Origin of the sequence: Haloferula sp. BvORR071, from assembly GCF_000739615.1 — a bacterium.
Lineage (GTDB): Bacteria > Verrucomicrobiota > Verrucomicrobiia > Verrucomicrobiales > Akkermansiaceae > Haloferula.
This window is the reverse complement of record NZ_BATP01000019.1, coordinates 58,146-78,877: the sequence shown is the minus strand read 5'-3', so window position 1 is coordinate 78,877 and position 20,732 is coordinate 58,146. Positions and strand designations below refer to the sequence as shown.

General features: G+C 62.7%; 12 protein-coding genes. 6 read left to right on the top strand and 6 right to left on the bottom strand.

The window, feature by feature from the left end; genetic code table 11:
• The first annotated feature begins 27 nt into the window (after positions 1-27).
• The 5 genes from BV071_RS08600 (at position 28) to BV071_RS32695 (ending at position 10,486) form a co-directional block, all read left to right on the top strand.
• The gene (locus BV071_RS08600; RefSeq protein ID WP_035605024.1) at positions 28-3,624 is read left to right on the top strand and encodes a hypothetical protein; all 3,597 of its coding nucleotides are present in this window, start codon (positions 28-30) and stop codon (positions 3,622-3,624) included.
• Positions 3,625-3,735: 111 nt separating this feature from the next.
• Entirely contained in the window at positions 3,736-4,416 is a 681-nt protein-coding gene (locus BV071_RS08595; protein ID WP_035605021.1) for a hypothetical protein, read from the top strand.
• Positions 4,417-4,597: 181 nt separating this feature from the next.
• Positions 4,598-5,122, top strand: coding sequence for a sigma-70 family RNA polymerase sigma factor (locus BV071_RS08590; RefSeq protein ID WP_035605017.1), 525 nt, complete (start codon positions 4,598-4,600; stop codon positions 5,120-5,122).
• A 5-nt stretch (positions 5,123-5,127) separates the two neighbouring features.
• Positions 5,128-6,525, top strand: coding sequence for a FecR domain-containing protein (locus BV071_RS08585; protein WP_265594224.1), 1,398 nt, complete (start codon positions 5,128-5,130; stop codon positions 6,523-6,525).
• Between the two features lie 97 nt (positions 6,526-6,622).
• Positions 6,623-10,486: an arylsulfatase gene (locus BV071_RS32695; RefSeq protein ID WP_052573069.1), complete on the top strand. Its 3,864-nt coding sequence runs from the start codon at positions 6,623-6,625 to the stop codon at positions 10,484-10,486.
• A gap of 189 nt (positions 10,487-10,675) precedes the next feature.
• Here the strand turns inward: BV071_RS32695 and BV071_RS08575 are convergent, their stop codons facing one another.
• The 5 genes from BV071_RS08575 to BV071_RS08555 form a co-directional block, all read right to left on the bottom strand.
• Positions 10,676-11,122, bottom strand: coding sequence for a hypothetical protein (locus tag BV071_RS08575; RefSeq protein WP_052573068.1), 447 nt, complete (start codon positions 11,120-11,122; stop codon positions 10,676-10,678).
• Between the two features lie 28 nt (positions 11,123-11,150).
• A complete protein-coding gene (locus BV071_RS08570; protein WP_265594223.1) occupies positions 11,151-11,942 on the bottom strand; it encodes an SDR family oxidoreductase in 792 nt (263 codons plus the stop codon).
• A 171-nt stretch (positions 11,943-12,113) separates the two neighbouring features.
• Entirely contained in the window at positions 12,114-15,269 is a 3,156-nt protein-coding gene (locus BV071_RS32690) for a serine/threonine-protein kinase (RefSeq protein WP_052573067.1), read from the bottom strand.
• A gap of 12 nt (positions 15,270-15,281) precedes the next feature.
• Positions 15,282-16,022 carry a sigma-70 family RNA polymerase sigma factor gene (locus tag BV071_RS08560; RefSeq protein ID WP_052573066.1) on the bottom strand — a complete coding sequence of 247 codons (741 nt, stop codon included), beginning with the start codon at positions 16,020-16,022 and terminating at the stop codon, positions 15,282-15,284.
• Positions 16,023-16,197: 175 nt separating this feature from the next.
• Positions 16,198-16,656, bottom strand: a complete 459-nt coding sequence (locus BV071_RS08555) for a RidA family protein (RefSeq protein ID WP_035605011.1) — start codon at positions 16,654-16,656, stop codon at positions 16,198-16,200.
• A gap of 217 nt (positions 16,657-16,873) precedes the next feature.
• Between BV071_RS08555 and BV071_RS08550 the strand changes: the two genes are divergently transcribed.
• On the top strand, positions 16,874-19,597 hold the full coding sequence (locus BV071_RS08550) for an NPCBM/NEW2 domain-containing protein (RefSeq protein WP_035605008.1): 2,724 nt from the start codon (positions 16,874-16,876) through the stop codon (positions 19,595-19,597).
• 18 nt (positions 19,598-19,615) lie between these two features.
• On the opposite strand, the gene BV071_RS08545 is transcribed toward BV071_RS08550, so the two are convergent.
• Complete coding sequence (locus tag BV071_RS08545) at positions 19,616-20,731, bottom strand: M23 family metallopeptidase (RefSeq protein ID WP_052573065.1); 1,116 nt, start codon at positions 20,729-20,731, stop codon at positions 19,616-19,618.
• Position 20,732: the final 1 nt, after the last annotated feature.

The following is a 20,732-nucleotide window of genomic DNA, read 5'->3' as shown; positions in this document are numbered from 1 at the left end:
ATGAGGGTCAGGATTCTCAAAACCCAAGTGAAAACCCCCAAGAAATTCCGAGAGAACCGTGGCTTTGCGCTGGTGATCTCGATGGCGCTGATGGTGCTGATCACCCTGCTGGCGATAGCGCTGCTATCGCTATCATCGATCAGTTTGCGTAGTAGCGAGCGGGATCAGGCGATGGCGGAGGCGCGGGCGAACGCGCGGCTGTCGCTGATGCTGGCGATCGGGCAGCTGCAGAAGGCTGCGGGACCGGACCAGCGGGTGACGGCGCGGGCGGGGATATTGGATGAGAAGATTGCCTGTCCGCAGCTCACGGGGGTGTGGAATTCGTGGGAGATCAAGGCGACTTCACCGCCGAATGCCAGCGACTACTCGGAGCAGGAGAAGGCGAAGAAGTTCCGGACCTGGTTGGTGTCCGATGCGGATGCTGCGGCGCCGCGGCAGACGGAGTTCGCGCGCAAGGAGCCGAAGGCGCCGGTGACGCTGTGGGGTGAGGGGACCTTGGGCAAGAGCGCGCCGAAAGAGAGCCGGGTGCTGGTGGCCAGGCTGCCAGTCGGCAAGCGCGAGGGGAATCTGGCATGGGCTGCGATGGACGAGGGCCTGAAGGCGCGGATCGATACGCCGCATCGCAAGAAGGCGGAGACGCAGGCGGACCGCACGCAACAGCTAGGTGCAGGAGAGCGCCCGGCGAGCGAGATGATTGCGGGACTGGATGGCTTGGGCCGCGAGATGTTCGAGGCAGAGTCTTCGCAGTATGCGACGCTGCGGAAGGGCATCACGCGGCAGACCTTCGGCGTGGGTGGCGATGAGCTGGCACCGGGGGTGCGGGCGGCGATGGAGCCGCTGTTTCATGATGTGACCACGCAGTCGCAGGGGCTTTTCACCGATACGGCGCACGGTGGTCTGAAGCAGGACTTCCAGCTCCTGGCGAATGGGAGCAGCCTGCCTTCGGCGTATGCGGGCAAGGGGGTCTACAATACCTGCCTGGGCATGAGCACGGCGGAGGCTCCCTCTGATCCGCGCTGGGAATCACTGCATCAATTCGGCCGCGCCTATCGCGACCGCATCAGCAACACCGCCGGGGTGCCGCTGTTGAAGGCCTTCACGCCGACCGGTTGGCAGTCATCGACGGGCAATCCGCCTAGCCTGGTGATGAACCGCAAGCCGCCGGCGGGAGTGGTGCTGACGCCGACGATCGCCAAGGTGCAGATGCTGTTCAGCTTGGTGGCGCGGGATATCTACAGCTATCCGGCCTTCGGGCCCGGCGACGTGGCGACGGTGGTGCCGGATAGCGCGGGAAATCTCCATGGTCCGCAGGACGGCCATTTCCGCGGCACCAAGTATAAGTATGATTTGCACCTGCTCTACACGCCGGTGGTGACGCTGCACAATCCATACAATGTGGCGCTGGAGTTCCGGAATTTGCGGATCGAGTTCGTGCATGTGCCTTTCGCGATGCAGATCTTCCGCAATGGTCTGCCGCAGAGCAGCGGGCTGGTGCCGCTGGAGACGATGTATGCAGACAACGACACCGAGGGTAAGGGCAAGATTTTCGGGATGAACCTGAAGACGAAGCTCAACAACAAGCCGGGATCCACGACCTTCCGCATGCTGCCGGGCGAGGTGAAGATGTTCTCGCCGTACATCGATCCCAGCCGGACCTATGCGCAGGATCTCGCGGACCGGAAGTTCTGGGACATTTATGTCGATACCGGGATCACCAGCAATATCGATGCGATCCCAGGCTGGCGCGGTGACGGCATCGGTTTTGACTGCGACTGGCTGGCGGGTGCGAAGAAGATCGACGGCAACAAGGAGAACGGCCACTGGGAGTCCTGTCTGGGGCTGGCGCGCGATGATAGAATCCACGTGCAGTTCGCACCGCTGAGCGAGTCTAACAGCAGCGGCAACAAGTTCGTGATCCGCATGGCGGGGAGCACCGGTACATCCAGCGCGGTGACCACGATCAGCACGATCGAGATGAATTACGAGAGCCCGACCGGCTTGCAGGACAGCATCCTGGGCAAGAACCAGACCCTGCGCTTCCCGAAGACCGGGGCGGTCATGGGCGTCGACATGCTCGATCACTCGACGCGGCAGATCAAAGACATCGTGAATGCCAAGCCCTTCGCCCTGCTGAGCGCGCAGGCGAAGGTGACCTCCGGTGCGCGCGACGCCAGCACCAAGGACGGCCGGCTGGCGACCAAGCCATGGTGCTTCGCACACGCGAACATTGGGGCGTCTGCGGAGAAGATCGTGACCGAGCACGCCGCCAATCATTCGCACGAGGTGGACTTGCAGATGCTGGAGCTGGGGCAGGGGACATCAAACCTCTTGCAGATCGACCAGCAGGACCGCTCGAATTTCATCACCGGGCACTCCAGTCTCTATGGCTCGAAGTTCGGGGTTCAGTATGACATTCCGCTGGGGCCGGTGCAGTCGCTGGCGAGCCTGAATGGCGGGAACCCGGGTGGTTCGTCGGGCTACCTGCCGCGTTTTGCGCAGCCGATCGGCAACTCGTGGGCACATCCGCTGCTGGCACCGGACCGGATCGTCCAAGGTGGGAGTGGTGGCAATTATCTCGATCATTCCTTCCTGCTGAACCTGGCGCTGTATGACCGCTTCTACTTCTCCGGTCTGGGTGAACAGTCGGGTCCCTTCGGCGGTGGCAAGACGGCGCTTGCCTTGGGTGAGGAGCTTGCGAATGGCAAAGGCCTGGGCGATCCCAGGCTGGCCTATCATGCCGCGGGAGCGCGGCCGGTGTCCGCCTTCACGGACATGCTGGGAACGCCGGAAGCCTATACCAAGGCGAGCGCCTGGCAGATGATGCAGGGGGCCTTCAACATCAATTCGACCTCGGTGCCGGCGTGGAAGGCGATGCTGGCCTCCGTGCACGATCCGGAAGCGCTGTGCAACCTGATCAATCCCGCAGGCAATACGTCCGCGCTGGGCAATCTCAACGCGGTGAAGGATGGCAGCTCGCGGATCAGCCGCTTGCGGCTGCCGGATTCACCCTCGGTGGATGGCGGTGCCGCACCGGGGACTGCCTATTGGCTCGGGCCGCGGGAGTATGATGACAAGCAGCTGGAGAAACTGGCGAAGAACATCGTCGAGCAGGTGCGCCTGCGGGGCCCTTTCCTGTCGATGGCGGAATTTGTAAACCGCCAGGTCGGTAGCGATGAAAAGGCGCAACGTGGGGCCTTGCAGCAGGCGATCGATGATAGCGACCTTAATCGTGACACTGCGGTGACGGCCAATGCCGGGTATGAGATCGGCAGTGGCCAGGTGGTGGACTACAAGTATGCGAATCCGGCTGCGGGTGTGGGCTCAAGCTATCAGGGGGCACCGGGCTATCTCAGCCAGGCGGATCTGCTGAACGTGCTGGGGAATGCGGCCACGCCGCGCTCGGATACCTTTACGATCCGCGGCTACGGCGAGGCACTGGATGCGAATGGCAAGGTCCTGGCGGCGGTGACCTGTGAGGCGGTGGTGCAGCGCTTTCCGGAATGGATCGATAGCCATGAGGCAGTCGAGACGCAGGTGGCGGCGCTGCAGACCGATGCGAACAAGAAATTCGGCAGGCGTTTCCAGATTGTTTCTTTCCGTTGGCTCAATCCCAAGGAGGTTTAGGAGCCACGAATGAAGAATTCCGTTCCGAGGACCTTCCTGTCTTCCATCCGTGTCCATTAGTGTTCATCCGTGGCTTCTGCCATGTCCCGACAAAGACTAGTTTCAAAACCCATGCGTGCTTTCTTTTTACTGCTGCTGTTTCCCATCACGTGTCTTGCCGCGGGCAGTGGCAATGATCGCAAAGTGAGCTGCCGCTTCCTCGCGCTGGAGGGCAATCCGGCGGTGCCGGCCTTGGTCAATCTGGCGGCGGATGGCGCGGAGTTGGCCTGCGAGGTGCCGGTGGCGACGCTTTCGGAGGAGAAGGCCTGCTTCGCGAAGGGCGAGGCGATGAGCTTCCTTTCGCAGGCGGACAAGAAGCCCGCGGCGGTGGCGAAGGTGCCAGCGGGAATGAATGCCGCGATCCTGGTCTTCCTGCCGGCGGAGAAGGGCGCGGAGATTCCGTGGCGGGTGCTGGTGGTCGAGGATTCGGCCAAGACCCTGCCGGATGGCGGGGCCTTCGTGGCGAACCTGCATCAGCAGGAGATTCGCTTCGTGGTCGGGCAGAGCAAGATCCTGCTCAAGCCGGGGACGACCCACAGCATGGCGCGACCGGAAGGGCGGGACGAATTCAACATGGCACCGGTGGTGTTCCAGTTTCCGCAGAAGGACAATAGCTGGGCGACGGCCAGCGAGAGCATGCTGCGCTTCGTGCCGGGCGGGCGGTATTTGATGTTTGCGTATGTGGATCCGCCGTCGGGGCGGCCGCGGATCATGACCTGCAAGGACTCGAAGCGGCCGGCGGCGGCTCCCTGAAATTACTGATTATTAAGCACCAATTTTTAACCTGGTCAGCGAGGGGAAGTTGGGGGCTGGCGCCTTTGGGGGGGCGTGAAAGTGTGGGGTGAGATTGTTTGGGATTTTTCGGTCATCGGGGGGAACGTCAAGTGGGTCCGTGACACTGCTTTGAAAGGGCCCGCCCCGATTCAAAAATCCCATGCCGGATCTCAAGGAATTCACGAGCGTTGTTGCCGAGCATCACGCCAGCCTGCGGTATTTCATCCAAGGGCTGGGGGTAAGCCCGGCGTGGGTGGATGACATGGCGCAGGACACCTTCCTGGTGGCCTACCGCAAGTGGGGCGATGCCGGGCGGGTGGAGAATCCCGGGGCTTGGCTGCGGACGATTGCGCGCAATCTGGTGCAGAACGAGACCGCGAAGCTAAACCGCCGCCAGCGGCTCTTGGACGAGAATCTGACGACTTTATTGCTGAATGCGGAGCCCGGCGGGCCGGAGGCGGGGGAGATCAGTGATCTCTCCACGCGCCGGGAGGCCCTGCGGGAATGTCTGAAGGTCCTCTCGGAGCGGGCGCGCGGGGTGGTGGAGCAGCACTACTACCACGACCGGAAGTCCGAGGAGATCGGGCGGGAGTTTGCGATGAAGCCGGCGGCGGTGAGGAAAATGTTATTCCATGCCCGCCAAGCACTGGCGGGCTGCCTGAGGACCAAGGTAAAAGAAGCATGAAGAGGATGGACGAGGACCTACCAGACAAGCTGATGGACCTTCCCGACGAACTGATCGAGCTGCTGGAACTGCTGCAAGAGGGTGCGCTGGATGAGGCGGGCCGCAAGCGTCTGCACTCGATGTTGGAGGGGCGGCCGGATCTCCTGCGGATGGTGGCGGACCACTTCGCCGTCTCGCGGGCGCTGGCTCATTGTGAGGTGTGTGATACTGATTTCGCGGAGCGGACCGCGGCGCATGTGGCAAAGCTGGCGAACGAGGGCGAGTTCGCCTTCGTCGGCCAGGTGAAGCGCCGTGTGATCAAGCGCCGGGTAGTGAAGTCGCTGGCGATTGCCGCGGTGCTGATGCTGGCGGCGGTGCCCATGGCGCTGAAGCCGCCGGTGCCTACTGGCAGCGGTAGCGTTGCCAGGGTGCAGGTGGCGACCATGACCAAGCTCGGCAAGGATGGCGTGGCCTTGGGTAGCACGGCGGTGCACGAGGGTAGCCGGATCGAGGAGAAGAGCGGCCTGATGCGCTTGGAGTTCACCAATGGCGCGGTGGTGGCAGTGGAGGCGCCAGTGGCCTTCGAGGTGGTATCGGCGATGGAGATCGTGCTCGAATCGGGCCGCCTGAATGCTTGGTGTCCTGAGGATGCGCATGGTTTCCAGGTGCGCACGGCGTCCGCGTCGTTGAAGGACTTGGGGACTTCCTTCGGCGTCTCTACGACTGCCGACGGGCGCTCGGAGTTCGTGGTGCTGGATGGCGCGGTTGAGGTCAAGAAAGGCAGCGAGAAGCTGCTTCTGGAGAAGGGCGAGGCGGTGACTTCCTCGAAGAAGGAGGAGGCGCTCAAGCCGGTGGACTTCGAGCCGCTGGAGTTCAAGAAGACTTGGGCCTTGGCTTCTGGAATTATTGCAACCAAGGGGGCGGTGGTGCCCGCGGATCCGGATGTGCCCGAGAAGGTCGCAGTGATGGAAAGCGACGACCATGTGCTGGTGATTCCTGAAAAGCGCGGCGTGATCTTCAATCGCCCGATCGCGGTGGAGGTCACCGGGCCAGGCGACTTGCCGGGAACTTTTGACCGGACGCCGGAGACGATCCTGCCGGTGCCCGAAAAGCGCTTGCGCAGTGTAATTCTGCGCTTTGACCCAAAGGGGACTTGGCCACCGGATCATTTCCTGCCCTTCGAGGGTGAGGTGACCTTCGACAGCCCGGTGGTGGGGATCAGTTGCCTGCGGGATACCTTGGAGAAGAGTGATGAACTCTTCGCAACGGTGTCGTGGTCTTCGCGCTTCCGCGGGATTGAGCTGGATCAGGGGCGCAATCCTCCGGACTACGTGCAGCTTTCCAAAGACCGTCGCACGGTGAAGATTGTGTTCTTTGCGGGGGCTTCGACCGACGAGGTGCGGGTGATCATGGAGGACAATTGAGGCGGGAGATTGGGAACACTTGGGGGTTTGAAGACACCTTTTGTCCGGAAGCGCGGGGCTTGCTTCCACTGCTTGCTTTCCCCGGAACCCAGGTCTCATGAATTTTCTCCGTTTGACGGGCTTGCTGGCCCTCGTGTTCGCGGCGCATGCGCGGGCCGCGGTATTGTTTGAAGACACATTCGATCGGGCGAATAGCCGCAATATTGATGGCGGACTGACCGGCATCACGGACAACACCGGCTCGGCCTTGCCGGTGGATGGGGTTTACACTCAGCCCTGGCTCGATCCGAACAGCAAGCCGCCAACCTATGGCGTGGAGGATGCCGATGCGGGCAATGGCGGTGGCAGCCAGATCCTCTCCAATCGCTTCCAGAACGATGTGGGGGCAGGCACGGCGAATCTCTTCGTGAATCACAACTTCACGAATCCCTCGATCCTCTCGGCTGGCGGCTTCTCGGTGGCGGTGGATGTCACCGACTATAGCCAGGCGACCAACGGGCAGGGCGGAGCGATTGCGGTGGGGATGTCGCAGGCGGAGGCCGCGGGGACGCGCGACGCCTTCGGCGGGACCAGCCGGATGACGGGGGCCTTTGGCACGGCGATCGGGGATGCGGTGCCGACGCAGAGCGTCGCCGACTTCTGGGTGGCGGTGCGTGGCAACAACTCGCTGGTATGGGGCACGCGTAGCGGAACGGTGAACGGCGTGACCGGGCTGGGGTTGAAGACCGGAACGATCAAGGTGGACTTCACGCTCAGCAGCTTCGCGGCGGGCAGCACGGTGAACTATGAGGTGTTCTTCAATGGCAGTTCCAAGGGCACCGGCAGCTTCACCTGGAGCGGCACGAATGAGAACTACATCGGGCTGGACTCGCGCGACACGGGCGCAACGACCTTCGACAACTTCCGCATCAGCATGCCCGATGTCGCACCGGCTGCGACACTGCAGGTGACGCCGGATAGCGTGGCGCATGACAATTCCGCGCTGCCGGTGACCCTGAACTGGAGTGGCACGAATCTGCCTGCGGGAGCGACTTATCAAATCACTGCAGACCAAGCGGTGTCCTTCCCGAACGGTGGGGCCAGTGGTAGTGCCGGGGCGGGTAGCGGCAGCGTGAATGCCGTGGTTAATGGTTCGTTGGGTAGCACGACCTTCACGGTCAAGTTCTCTAACAGCATGCCCACGGTGGTCGCGACGGCGACTGCGACGGTGCAGCGGATCCCAGTGCCGAACCGGCCGAACCTGATCGTGATCCTGGCGGATGACATGGGCTGGGGGGATCTCGGTTGCTACGGCAGCGAGATCTCCACGCCGAATATCGACGCACTGGCCGCGAATGGTGTGCGCTTCCGGCAATTCTACAATTCCGCGCGCTGCAGCCCGACGCGTTGTTCTCTGCTTTCGGGGCTCTATCCGCAGCAGGCGGCGGTGGATCCGTCCGCGCCTCTGCCGGATTTGCGCGCGGATAACAACATGACCTTTGCCGAGATGTTGAAGGCCGATGGCTACCGCACCTATATGGCGGGCAAGTGGCACCTGGGGAATAATAACCGGCTCGCGGAGAACCGCGGCTTCCAGCACGTCTGGCGCTTCGGCAATGGCACGGCACACAGCCTGAATCAGTGGAACCAGAGCCTCTACACGCTGATTTCCGAGAACAACGAGATCGCCTTCCGCGACTACACCGGCAATGGCCAGACCTTCTATCAGACGGATGCGATCGGCGACTACGCGGTGGACCATATCAATCACAACCACGACAGGAACGACGGCAAGCCCTTCGCGATGTACATGGCCTTCGGTGCGCCGCACTTCCCGATCCAGGCACCGGCGGCCGTGGCGGACACCTACATGCTGAACTATGCGCAGGGCTGGGATGTGGTGCGGCAGCAGCGCTACAACCGCCAGCTTGCAAATGGGGTGATCGATAGCCGCTATCCTTTCCCGGGGCGCGGTGGGGTGGGGCCGCACGGCGGTGAACCAATCGTCGAGGTTCCGGCATGGAACAGCCTTTCCAGTGATCGCCAGGCCGACTTGACGCGGCGTATGGCGCTTTTCGCGGCGATGATCACCAAGCTCGACCAGAATGTGGGCAAGGTCGTGAGCCGCTTGCGTGAGCTGAACGAGCTCGACAATACCCTGATCTTCTTCATGTCCGACAACGGTGGGAACCATGAAGGCGGGGTGTTGGGCAATGGGACCGTGGTGACGGGGGCGGCGCTGACCAACATGGGGCAGCCGGGCCAAGGCGACAGCATCACCTACGGCGGTGGCAATGCCCACGTCAGCAACACCCCGCTGAAGCTCTTCAAGCACTTCACGCATGAGGGCGGCATCCGTGCGCCATTCATTGTGCATTGGCCGGCGGGCTTCGCCGCGCGTAATACTTGGGTGGAGACCCCGACACACTTGATCGACGTAGTGGCGACGATTGCCGATGCGACCGGCGCGCCGCGTCCCGCAACCTTCAGCGGTCATCAGGTGCTACCAATGGAAGGCACGAGCGTGCTGCCGCTGATCAATGGCCAGAGCATCCCGGAGCGCGCGCTCTATGTAGAACACGAGTCGAATCGCATGGTCCGCAAGGGCAGGTGGAAGCTGGTGACTGAGAATTTCACGGCCTTCGACAACGAGTTCACCAGCAGCCAGAAGTTGCTCTACGACATGGACGCGGATCCCGGCGAGACCACGGATCTCGCTGCGGCCAATCCAGCGAAGGTGGTCGAACTGGTGGATGAGTGGAATGCCTGGAGCACCCGCGTAGGATTGCCGGCCTCGCGCCAGATCGTGCAGACACCGGTGAGCCTCACGCCGGGGCCGACCGCCGCCGATTTGTTCGTCGATACCTTCAACCGGCCGAATGCGACGGATATCGATGTTTCTAACAGTGGTATGTCCGGCAGCCGGGGTAATCTCCCTTGGTTCGAGGGTTGGGAGGGCAGTGGCACGGCAGACTCGATCCAAGTGCTGGACGATGTCCTGCAAATGGCCACCGGGACGGGGATGAGCGAAAACGGCCTGAACCACAATTTCATCGGCCAGGACATTCTGGATGCGGGCGGCTTCAGCGTGTCAATGCGGGTGCTCCACATGAATAGCGCTGCCACGGACACAGCGAACCGCTATGCGGGCTTCGGCGGGGGACTCAATGCCGCGCAAGCGGCGGCGGGAAATGACATCGGCGGGGCGAATCCGCCTTCGATCCGGGGCAACGGCACTAACATCGGGGTGGCGGATGCCTTCGTGGAGCTGGATCTGAATGGCAATGTGAAGCTGTGGACCGATGGGGTGTTGCGGGCGACCGTGCCGGTGAGCAAGACCAGCGGAACACTGACGGCATCGTTTGCCTTCAATAGCTTTGCGGCGGGCTCGACCGTGACGGTTTCGGCTTGGTTCGATGGCACTCGGCTGGATCTGAACAGCGGTAGCACCGCGATGACCCGCACCTTCACCTGGGATGAGGCGAACCAGAATTACCTTGCCCTGAGTTCGCGCGCCAGCGTGTTCGTGCAGGTGGACAACTTCGCGGTGCGCAAGCTGCCGGTCTCGCATGCGCTGGCGGTCGAGCGAGCCCTGTCCGCGAGCTTGCAGGGAGCGGATGGCGCGCCGGGTGCGAATCCGGATGGCGACCGCCTGGATAACTTCGGCGAGTGGGCCTTCGGTAGCGATCCGACCAAGGCTGACGATCTGGTGTCGGTCACTTCGCTGGTGTTGAGCGTGCCGGAGGATGGGGTTTTCCGCTTTGCACACCGGCGCTTGATCGATGCTGCGAGTGCTGGGCTGCGGTTTCGCTATCGAATCAGCGGGGATCTTACCACATGGAGTGATGTGGTGCCAGTGGAGGAGCCCGCCACGCCACTGCCCGCGAGCCCGGGGTATGAAGTGGTGACGCTGAGTCTTCCGGCGTCGGCGTTGAACGGGAAGCCGAGCCTTTACCTGCGAGTGATGTCAGAGCCTTTGTGAGCGGCGGAGTCCGGGGGACGCGGCAACCTCGTTGAGGTTGAATGCTGGCTGCTAGCGTACCCAGGGTAGGTTCCTCCCTTGTCCTTCCTTGCTCTGCGAGCTGCGAAGGACTCGTCGGAACCAACCCTGGGCTTCAATAGGGAACGGCTTTGCCGTTCTTCAGGACTAGGCCTTCCTCTACAAGCGATGCTAGGCGTAGCGGATGGAATTGGTGGGCCGGTCGCCCGCCCGCCACGACCACCAGCTCAGGGTGATTCCGATCAAGGCCGGCAGGGTCACGGCTGCGAAGTCGCGGGCCAGGGCGGAAGGCGGGCAGATGCCTGCCGCAACTTCCCAGAAGTGGAGCAGTGCATGGGCACTGAGCCAGGTGGCCGCCGCTGCCCAGAGCAGGAAGCGGCCAGCCGGGCGAGCCAGACCGAGTCCCAGCATCGCGCCGAGGAACATCTGGATCAGCCCGATATCCATGACGAAGTGCGGGTTGAATGGTCCGGTATGGGAGACTCCCGGGACCACATTGTACCACATGAATGGCGTGAACAGCATGGCTAGCCCGTTCCCAAAGAGGAACGCGGCATTGAGCGAAGCCACGATCCAGAGTGCCGCAGGGACCGAGTCCGTCCTGTTGATCGTTTTCATGAGCGGAGGATTGCTTGGATTCGGGGGCTCACTTGGCGGCGTGGGCCATGGCCACGGTTTCCTTCAGCCAATCCTTGTAGCGCACCTTGCCATGGCGGGCATGCGCGCCGGGGATCAGGCTGCGGTCGTTCACGGCGCTGCCGAAATACATCGCCTTGGGATCGGCGACGACGGTCACTTCATCCCCGCTGGCGGCGAGATACTCGCGGACGAACTCGTCCTGACGGATGGGCTCCGGCCCGGCGATCTCCACCATGCCGTTGTGGGGTTCGCTGTGAACCACATCGGCCAACATGGACGCCACGTCATCCGAAGACATCGGCTGCATCAGAGCCGGCGGCACGGTGATGGTTTTTCCCTGCGCCGCGGTCTTGGAGATCGCAGCGGCGAAATCGAAGAACTGGGTGGCGCGGACGATCGTGTAGGGGACTTCGGAGGCCGCGATCAATTCTTCCTGGGCCATCTTGCCGCGGAAGTAGCCGCTGGCGAGCATGCGGTCCGTGCCAACCACGGAGAGTGCGATGTGATGGCGCACTCCGGCGGTCTTCTCTGCGGGCATCAGATGCTTGCCGCTCTTGGTGAAGAACTCGAGAACCGCGGCGTCCTCGAAGGATGGCGAGTTTGCCACATCGACCACGACATCGGCATCGACGAGTGCCTCGGCGACGCCTTCGCCAGTGACGGTGTTGACGCCGGAGGATGGCGATGCGGCGATCACTTCGTGGCCCTTGTCGCCGAGGACCTTCGCAAGCCGGGAGCCGATACGGCCGCTGCCGCCGATGATCACGATCTTCATCTTGCCGGTGGGTGATCCGGACATTCCGTTTTTAGCATTCATAGGTGTTTTCCTTTGATGGATTGATTGGAGCCGGTCTGCCGTTTGCCAGGAGGGCAAGTGCAGGATCCGGCGCTTCACCGATGGCTTAGGGAAGACCCGGGTAGGGCGTGACAGGCGAAAGCGCCGATCCCTCAATCTCTCGGAGGACGCCGCCTATTCGATGTCCTTGATGTCCGCAAAACGGCCCCATGCGCCGCCGCTTGCCTTGAACATCATAAGCGTCGAGGGCTCATCGCGATGTGGTACAAAGAGAGTGAACTTGCCGTCGGGCCTGGAGAGTTCAGAGCCAGCAATCCCATTCACCTTGATGACCGCGGAGACGGTATAGAGGTTGCGGGTTCCGGAGGGTTGTATCTCCGTCCAGGTGCGGTCGGTTCTTTCCCAGAGACGCCTGCCGGGGTCGGAGGCTTTGTAGTCGATCGCGAATTTCAGCGGTGAACGTTCCAAGCCACGCTTCAAGCGTGCCTCTGCATCCAGAGGCGCGGGAGGATTCTTGAGCAGATCCTGGAAGCTGGCATGTCCGGCCAGCAAGGTAAGATCCTGGGTGGCCTGGAGTCGGGTGATTCCGTCGTAGCCATTCAAGACCGCCTGCCGGAGCAGGGCGACAACCCTCTGCGCGTAAAGATCCGCAGTCAGCTTGCGCGAATCTTCATCCGGGAACGCGGCAGTGCTGATGATTTGTAGTCCGCGGTTCCCTGCTAGTGCCGCCCAGTGCCAGGGCTCCCAATCGTCCGGGAACATCTTCGAGAAGCCTTCCGCAGTGGTGAGGGCCACATCGTAGTCGCCAAGCTGGAGATGGGCTTCCGTGAGTTGCTTCAGGAGATCCGCGAGCTTCTGCTTCTCTGTGCCGGGAGACTGCGAGAACTTTTCCCGCTGAAGGCCGATGGCTCTGTTCAGAAGACTGCGGGCCTCCGGCCATTCCTTGGCCGCGGTGCGCATCGCCGCGAGCTTTTCGAGCGCGGGAGCCGGCGATAGTTGCCATTTCGGCACGTCGGGAAACTCGGCGGCGAGCCGCTCCAGGAGTGCCAGCGCCTCCTCATAGGCGGACCGTGCTTCCGCGAGTCGTCCCGCATCGCGCAGCGCGTCTCCTGCTTTCAGCTTCGCATCTCCGGCATTGAGGCGGAGATCGGGACGGTTCGGGAGTTCGCGGGCTAGAGCCCGGAAGATCTCGACGGCATGCTCGAAGGCCGGCACAGCTGCCGCAGGATTGCCGATCTGGCAGAGACGATCACCACGCTTCACCGAGAAGCTTGCCGCCGCCTCGCGGGCCCCCGGGTTCGGCGGGGTCGCGCTTGCCAGACTCTCATACAGCTCCACTGCCTCGCGATAGATGGCGTCGGCCTTGGCATGGTTGCCGCGGCGCGAGGCGAGATCGGCGGCCATGCCCTGGAGATAACCGAGTTGCTGGATCTCGCGGGGCTCTGTGGATTCGGTAGCCAGTGCGGACTGGATTCCCAAGCAGCGCACATAGGTGGCCTCCGCTTCGTCCATCTCACCGTTGCCCGCCAGGCCCACAGCGTAGTTCGAGAGCACCAGCGCGAAGTCGTGCCGCACTCCGGGGTCGCCCGGGTGCTCCGAGAGGTGCTTCTCCAGTAGTTGGACCGCGAGCTTTCTCATGGCTTGCGCCTCGGTGAGATTGCCCGCGGTGGTCAAGGGTAGTGCCAGATTGTTCGCCAGCATTGCCGATGCGCGGCGGTCGTAGCTGGCATTCGGGAACTCGGCTTCGATGGCCTCGGCCATCGCCACCGCCTTGCGGAGAGACTCCAGAGCCTTGGGCAAATTTCCCGTCTGATGATAGAGAGTGCCGAGTCTTCCCAAGTTGCGCGCATAGTCCATGCGCGTCTGGAGATCGCCACCTTCGTCGGAATCTAGATTCTCGTAGAAGTTGATCGCGCCTTCCAAGAGATAGGACCTTAGTCCGGAGAACTCCGGCGTTTTCAGCGTGGGCTCGTCCGTGACCGTCCCGACATACTTGTCGAAGGCCTTTTTCGCCTGCTCGAGATTCTGTCTGGCCTTGTCACGATTGGCATTTGCCTCGAGGCGATTGGCATCCGCTTCTGCCTTGCTGCTTTGGGCCGCGGCCAGGCTGAGGTCGGCACGGTGCGCCTGCCAGAGGCTGACGATGGTGCCGGTGACCAACGCGGCTGCCACGAGTCCCACCGTCATGAGGACAGCTTTGTTGCGGCGCGCAAACTTGCCGAAGCGATAGCTCCAAGTCGGGGCCGCGGCGGTGACGGCTTCACCATCAAGATAAGAACGCAGGTCGTTCGCCAGCGCATTGGCGGTGTCGTAGCGGCGCTGACGATCCTTCTCCAAGGCCTTCATCGTCACTCGATCGAGATCGCCACGCAGCGAACGGATGAGTCGTGTGGTCTCGCTGCCGCGCTGCTCCCTGAGGTTCGCGGCGGCATGATCGTTGGCGTCCTTCGCGACACAGAGGCTCGGGTTCGCGGGCTCGCCTTCGCGGATCTCGCGCAGGACTTCATCAAAAGCGAGGCGCGGGTTCCGCCACGCCAGCGGCGTCTTGCCGGTGAGTAATTCGTAGAGGATCACCCCGAGGGCGTAGATATCGCTGCGCGTATCCACGTCCGGCGTGCTGCCAGCTTGCTCCGGGCTCATGTAGTCCGGTGTGCCGACCACGACTCCGGCCTTGGTCGCCAGAAGGCTGGATTGGATCACCTCATCCGAGACCCCCAGGGCCTTGGCGATGCCGAAGTCGATCACCTTCGGGACCATCTTGCCGTCCACCTCCGCGACGAGGATATTGGAAGGCTTCAAGTCGCGGTGCAGGATTGCCTTCTGGTGCGCGTGCTGGACGGCGTGGCAGACTGCGATGAAGAGTTCAAGGCGCTCACGGAGCCCAAGCCGGAATGCATCGCAATGCGTGGTGATCGGCTTGCCCGCGACCAACTCCAGCACGAAGTAGGGTCGGCCCGTGGCGCTGGTGCCGGCATCCAGGACCCGCGCGATATTCGGGTGATCCATCAGCGCCAGGGTCTGCCGCTCCGCCTCGAAGCGGGCGATGATCTCGCGGCTGTCCATACCCGGCTTGATCAGCTTCAGGGCGACCTGCCGACGGATTGGCTCGGTCTGCTCCGCCAGCCAGACATTGCCGAAGCCGCCGCTGCCGAGCAGGGAGATCAGCCGGTAGCGGCCGATCGCGTCGCCGGCCTGCTCAAGCGGGCCGCTGTCGCCGGTCCGCATGTCGTCGGCGCCATCGTCCTCCCCGAAGCCAAGATCGAGCAGGGCACGGTCCCGTTCCCAGGTACCGCGCTGCCGTCCGGCCGGGTTGCTGGGATCCTCATTCATGGGGTGATCGGTTTATCCGCCCAAGGCCACGCGGAGGGCTGCAAGCTCTTCGTCGATGCGGGCTTCGTCGGGATCATGGAGAGTGGCGGCAATGGCTTCGCGAAGACACTTACGGAATTTCTTGCGAAGGCGTGACACCGCCTGGCGAATTGCTTCGGGAGTCATCCCCGAGCTGCTTGCAACGCTCTCATATCCATGCTCCGCCACGGAGTCGGGAGTCAGGAAAGATTGGAGAATCTCAAACTGAGGCCCGCGCCCCGCTTGGTGCTCGCTGGCAGCCAAGGCCGCCTGCGCGGCGCGTAGCAAGGACTGCGCCCAAGTGCGGTCGAAGAGGAGTTCGGGGCTCTCGCTGGTGGCGAGATCGGCCGCGTAGAGATTTTCCCCACCTTCGATATCGAGCGAGAGGTGGTCCTGGCCGCCCCCGCGCTTGAGTGCCCGCTCGCGATCGCGGACGTCGCTCATGTAGCGCTGGAAGATCTTCAGCAGGAAGGTGCGCAAGGTGCCGAGATTGCGGTCGGCGAGGCTGAAGACATCGCGTTCCAGGGCGTGGATGAAGAAGCCTTGAGTCAGATCCTCGGCGTCTTCCTGGCTGCGGCCCAGGCGGCGGGCGAAGGCATAGAGGGGATACCAGTAGTCCCGGCAGAGATCAGCCAGCGCCTGTTTCCGACGGCCCGTATCCTCCGAGCCAAGTACGCGCAGAACGCCCGTCCAGCGGGTCGTCGGGAAGTGGGGATTTCCTGGAGAAAGCGGCATGATCCTTGGATGAGCGGTAGCGGGCTTCGCTTTGCTGTCAAGGAATCGACCGGGGAAGGTTGTGCATGGCGGCTTTCGCGGGCGGCACAACTTTGCGAGGCGGGCGGGGTGCGGTCACGCCGGAGCAGGCCGCGTGCGTTCTTTGCTCCCCACGCGCCCCGCGCAACTTTCAAAGTTACTCTACTTCCACGATCATATTGATCTCCACCGCCACATTGAGCGGCAGGGCGGCGGCACCGAGGGCGGTGCGGGAGTGCTTGCCCTTGTCGCCGAAGATCTCGATGAGAAGTTCGCTGGCACCATTGATGACCTGCGGGTGGCCGTAGAAATCCGGGGCGGAGCTGACGAAGCCGTTGAGGGCTACGATGCGAGTAACCTTGTCGAGCGAGCCGATCTCCTGCTTCACCACGGCGAGGCGGTTGAGGACGATCATGCGCGCGCCTTCCTTCGCTTCGTCGATGGAGACATCGCCGGGAACCTGGCCGATGACCTTCTTGTCGCCCTCGATCGGCAGGCCGCCGGAGAGGAAGAGGAGGTTGCCGCTGCGGACGCAGTTGACGTAGGCGGCGACGGGCACGGGGACGTCCGGGAGGGCAAGGCCGAGGGACTCGATGCGGGCAAGGATGCTATCCATGCGCGGGAGTCAGAAGCTCCCCATCCGAAGTTCCAAGCCCCAAATTCCGGATTTGGTATATCGAATGGCGTCCAGTGAATGCATCCTTGCGCAGGGAAATGATCGGAAAGTGAGGCTCGCTGAAAGGCCGCTGCTCTGCCATCAGTCTTGCAGAACTCGACCCCGGCGAGGTTCCTCTTGGATGACTCCTTGGAAAATGAATCCGCTGTAAAGCGCCATGAAAGCCTCTTGTTTCTCCAATCCATTGCCGCTTGCCTGTGCTCTGATCGCTGCCGCGATCGCTTCCATTCAAGCTGCGCCCCAAGAGACCCGCTTGTCCGATCTGGACCTCAGCGGCATGAGCAGTGGCTGGCAAAAGCCGACTGCGGATGCGGAGGTTAACAGCTCTGTCCCGCTTGCCGTTGGGAGCGTCGACTATGACTTCGGGATCGGCACGCATGCGGATTCCACTTGGAAGCTCATCCTGGGTGGCAAGGGAGTGGAGTTCCGCTCCAAGGTGGGGGTACAGGATGCGAGTCCCGGGAAGGTCGAGTTCATCGTACGCGGGGACGGCAAGGATCTGTTTCGTTCCGGGCCGATGAGCGGTGGTGAGGCCGCCAAGGAGATCAAGGTCAGTCTTGCCGGGGTGCAGACGCTGGAGTTGCTGGTCGATAGCCTCGGCAGCACGACCTCGGACCACGCCGATTGGCTGGAGCCGGTCCTTGTCCACGATGGAGCGGCTCTTCCGCCGCTTGTTAGAAAGCCCGCGGAGCAGGAAGTATTGGTCGCGGACCTGCCCGGCGATCCGCCGAATGCCGGTCTGACGGCGAACTGGTCCAATGGCAGCTTGATCCTCAGCTATGAGGGTAAGGAGCTCTTCTCCGGCAAGGCGAGCGCGGCCGGTGCCATCGAGTTCAAGCAGGAGGTCCATCAAAAGCGCCAAGCAGTCACCCAGGAACTCATCCTGCGCGGCACCGGCATCAAGCTCAGTGGCGTGGTGACGGCGAGCCGCGAGGCGCTGGCTGCGGAGACCGAGGGCGCGGCACAAAAACGGTTTCCGCTGATCCGCACCAGCATCGGCGGGCCAAGCCAGAGCCTGCGGAACAATGCCGTCTACGAGCGGGGGCGTGACTGGATGCTGGAAGCTCCCGCCACGGATGCCACCCGGATTGTGGGGGCCAAGGATTCGGCGCTTGGGCGTGCCTTCACGCTGGAAGCCAGCGGTGATGAGATCCGGCTGGTCTTCCGCCCGCGCTTCTATCAGCGCCACAAGAACATTGCCCACTTCCGGCCTTGGACCTATCAGATCCGGAAGGACTCGATCACCGGCTGGTCCTCGTGGTGGGCCTATATGCGGAACTTTTCCCAGAAGGACTGCGATGAGCTGTTAGCCGTTTGGAAGGAGAAGCAGTTCGCGGACTACGGCTATCGCTTCATCCAGATCGACGACTGTTTCCAGAACGAGTTCGGGAAGGGTCAAGCCCGCCAAGCTTATCCAGGTGCCAATACCGGCTATGTTGCCCGGGGACCGGAGACTTGGCTCGACTGGCGCAAGGATCTCTACCCAGCCGGCCTCACGGGATACGCCGATGCATGCCGGAAGGCCGGGTTCGAACCGGGAGTCTGGATCGGCTCCTATTTCACCGACAATGAATTGATCACGCAGCACCCGGACTGGTTTATCCAAGGCCAAGACGGCAAGCCCTTCGTCGCGCCATGGGCGAGTTGCGGCATCGATGCGACCAACAAGACAGCCATGGACACCTTGGTCCGGCCGACCTTCCGCGGACTTCGCAAGGCGAACGTCTCCTACGTCAAGGTCGACCTCCTGCGGCACTACCTCTACGACAACCTTCATCACAACCTCGAGTACTGTAAGGCCCATGGCGTCGCGCCGGACCAAATGTACCGCAAGTATCTCGGCGCCATCCGCGAGGAACTCGGGCCCGATACCTTCCTGCTGTCCTGCTGGGGAGTCTTGCCGGAATCCGTAGGCATCGCCGATGCCTGCCGCATCGGTGGCGACGGCTACGGCCCGATGACGATGCAGCAATACAACTCCTGGAACGGGATCGTCTGGCGCAACGATCCGGACCATTGCGATGTCTTCCCGCACTTCAAGCCCGCGGAGGCCGGCAATGTCACCAAGACCACCACGGTCCAAGCCTCGCCCACGGATACCATCATCCGGCCCGCGCTGGCATCGATCGCGAGCTGCATGCTGCTGCTCAGCGACCGTCCGCAGGTGTATCGCGACGAGGCCAATTTGCGAGGACTGCGCCGCGCCGCGCCGGTGCTCTTCAGCGTGCCCGGGCAGCTCTACGACTTCACTCCGGATCGCTCCCGCAACCTGATTCGCATCCCCCGCACCGCCATCACTAACGGTGCCGATCCATCTCCGATCGACGCGCTTCAGTTCGGCACGATCAACCCCTGGTGGCTCAATGAATACAACCTGCCCGGTGGCAGTTGGGTGGTCCTCAACCGCATCAACTGGAGCAACCAAGCCGCGGCGAAGACCAGTGTCGCGCTGGCCGATATCGGGCTGGATCCCAAGAAACAGTACGTCGCCTATGAGTTCTGGTCGAATCGCTACCTGGGCAGCTGCAAGGACAGCTCACTTGTTTTCGACGAGCTGCCGGCGATGGGACTCTCCAGCATTGCGATCCGCGAGCTGAGCGAGCGTCCGCAGCTTGTCAGCACCAACCGTCACCTCAGCCAAGGCGGGGTGGATCTTGTATCCGTCGCCTGGAGCCAGAAGGTGCTCTCAGGCAAGAGCCGGGTCGTAGCGGGGGACCGCTACGAAATTTCCGTGCGGGTTCCCGCGGGATATCAGCTGAAGGCCGCAACGATCGACGGCAAAACGGCAGCCATCAACACGGAGGGTGAACTCGTGCGGATCGCCTGCGTTCCCGCCACCTCCAGCGAGGTGGCATGGCAGCTTGAGTTCGACTCCAAGTAAGGCCGAGGCCTTGTTCCTTCAGTCTTCCTGCTCGGCGTCCGCAGGCTTGGCGTGGGAAGGCTGGCCCTTGGCGGCGTGTTCCTTGCCCGCCGCCTGTGGTGCGACCTGCGGGAAATTGTCGGTCAGCAGGGCGACGAGTTGCTTGCCCGACTTCGTCAGCGCGGCGGTGTTGCCCTTGCCATCGATCAAGCCACGGGTGAGGTAGCGATGGCCGATCGGCGAGTCGCGCACGGCACTCACGATCGGCTCGGTGACTTCTAGCTGGCTGGGAGCGATGCCGACGGCGAGGCCGGTGGCGGTGAAGGACAGTTCCCAAGAGGGTGAGGGCGCGGCGATATCGCCCTTCACCATCCAGCGGTGGCGCTCGGCGAAGTCCCAAGCTCCCTTGCGAGGCAGGGTGACCTTGAAGTAGGGCGGGCTGTTCAGGACGAAGTCCTGCACGCGCAGGTTCGGGTTCTTCTTCTGCTCCAGGAAGAGGTTCGCGACGTCCATCCCGGCGAGGTTCATGCCGTTGAAATTGCCGTGGTAGTTCGAGCCACCGGAGAAGGCGGTGTGCCAGCCCTCGTAATGGGCGCTCATCATCAGGCAGACCTCGAGGTGCAAGTGGGCGCGGACGTTGCTGCGGTTGAAGCCATCGCCGGTGTAACCCATGCGGCCGAGCAGCGAGCCCATGCGCACGAAGTCACCGGGCTTCACCGAGATTTCCGAGAGGTGGGCGTAAACGCTGTAGAAGGCGTCGCCATCGAACTTGTGTTCCACCACGATGTACTTGCCGTAGTTCGAGCGGCCGACCGTGGGGCAGATGTAGACCACCGTGCCATCGCTGATCGAGTTGACCAGATCGAGCGGATTGCCGGCCTTGTCACGGGCCATCGGCTGGATGTCCATGCCCTCGTGGAACTTGGTCAGCACCACTTCCTGGCCGAAGCGCACGGGATTGCGCACGAAGCCGAAACCGCCGGCTTCCCATGGCTTGGTGGTCGCGCCCTCAAAGGTGCGGTCCACGTACATGAAAAATTTGTCGGGCTCGCCGGTGAGCAAGTGATGGTTTTCCGTGGGGAGCTGAATCTCCACGGCGGAAAGAGGCAGGGGGCTGAGGATGGCTGCGGCGGCGAGAGCGAGCGAGCGGAGCATG

Bases quoted from the DNA above. Each gene is read 5' to 3' on its own strand.
- BV071_RS08595 (WP_035605021.1), top strand. From the start codon at position 3,736: ATGCGTGCTTTCTTTTTACTGCTGCTGTTTCCCATCACGTGTCTTGCC.
- BV071_RS08590 (WP_035605017.1), top strand. From the start codon at position 4,598: ATGCCGGATCTCAAGGAATTCACGAGCGTTGTTGCCGAGCATCACGCC.
- BV071_RS08585 (WP_265594224.1), top strand. From the start codon at position 5,128: ATGGACGAGGACCTACCAGACAAGCTGATGGACCTTCCCGACGAACTG.
- BV071_RS32695 (WP_052573069.1), top strand. From the start codon at position 6,623: ATGAATTTTCTCCGTTTGACGGGCTTGCTGGCCCTCGTGTTCGCGGCG.
- BV071_RS08575 (WP_052573068.1), bottom strand. From the start codon at position 11,122: ATGAAAACGATCAACAGGACGGACTCGGTCCCTGCGGCACTCTGGATC.
- BV071_RS08570 (WP_265594223.1), bottom strand. From the start codon at position 11,942: ATGTCCGGATCACCCACCGGCAAGATGAAGATCGTGATCATCGGCGGC.
- BV071_RS32690 (WP_052573067.1), bottom strand. From the start codon at position 15,269: ATGAATGAGGATCCCAGCAACCCGGCCGGACGGCAGCGCGGTACCTGG.
- BV071_RS08560 (WP_052573066.1), bottom strand. From the start codon at position 16,022: ATGCCGCTTTCTCCAGGAAATCCCCACTTCCCGACGACCCGCTGGACG.
- BV071_RS08555 (WP_035605011.1), bottom strand. From the start codon at position 16,656: ATGGATAGCATCCTTGCCCGCATCGAGTCCCTCGGCCTTGCCCTCCCG.
- BV071_RS08550 (WP_035605008.1), top strand. From the start codon at position 16,874: ATGAAAGCCTCTTGTTTCTCCAATCCATTGCCGCTTGCCTGTGCTCTG.
- BV071_RS08545 (WP_052573065.1), bottom strand. From the start codon at position 20,731: ATGCTCCGCTCGCTCGCTCTCGCCGCCGCAGCCATCCTCAGCCCCCTG.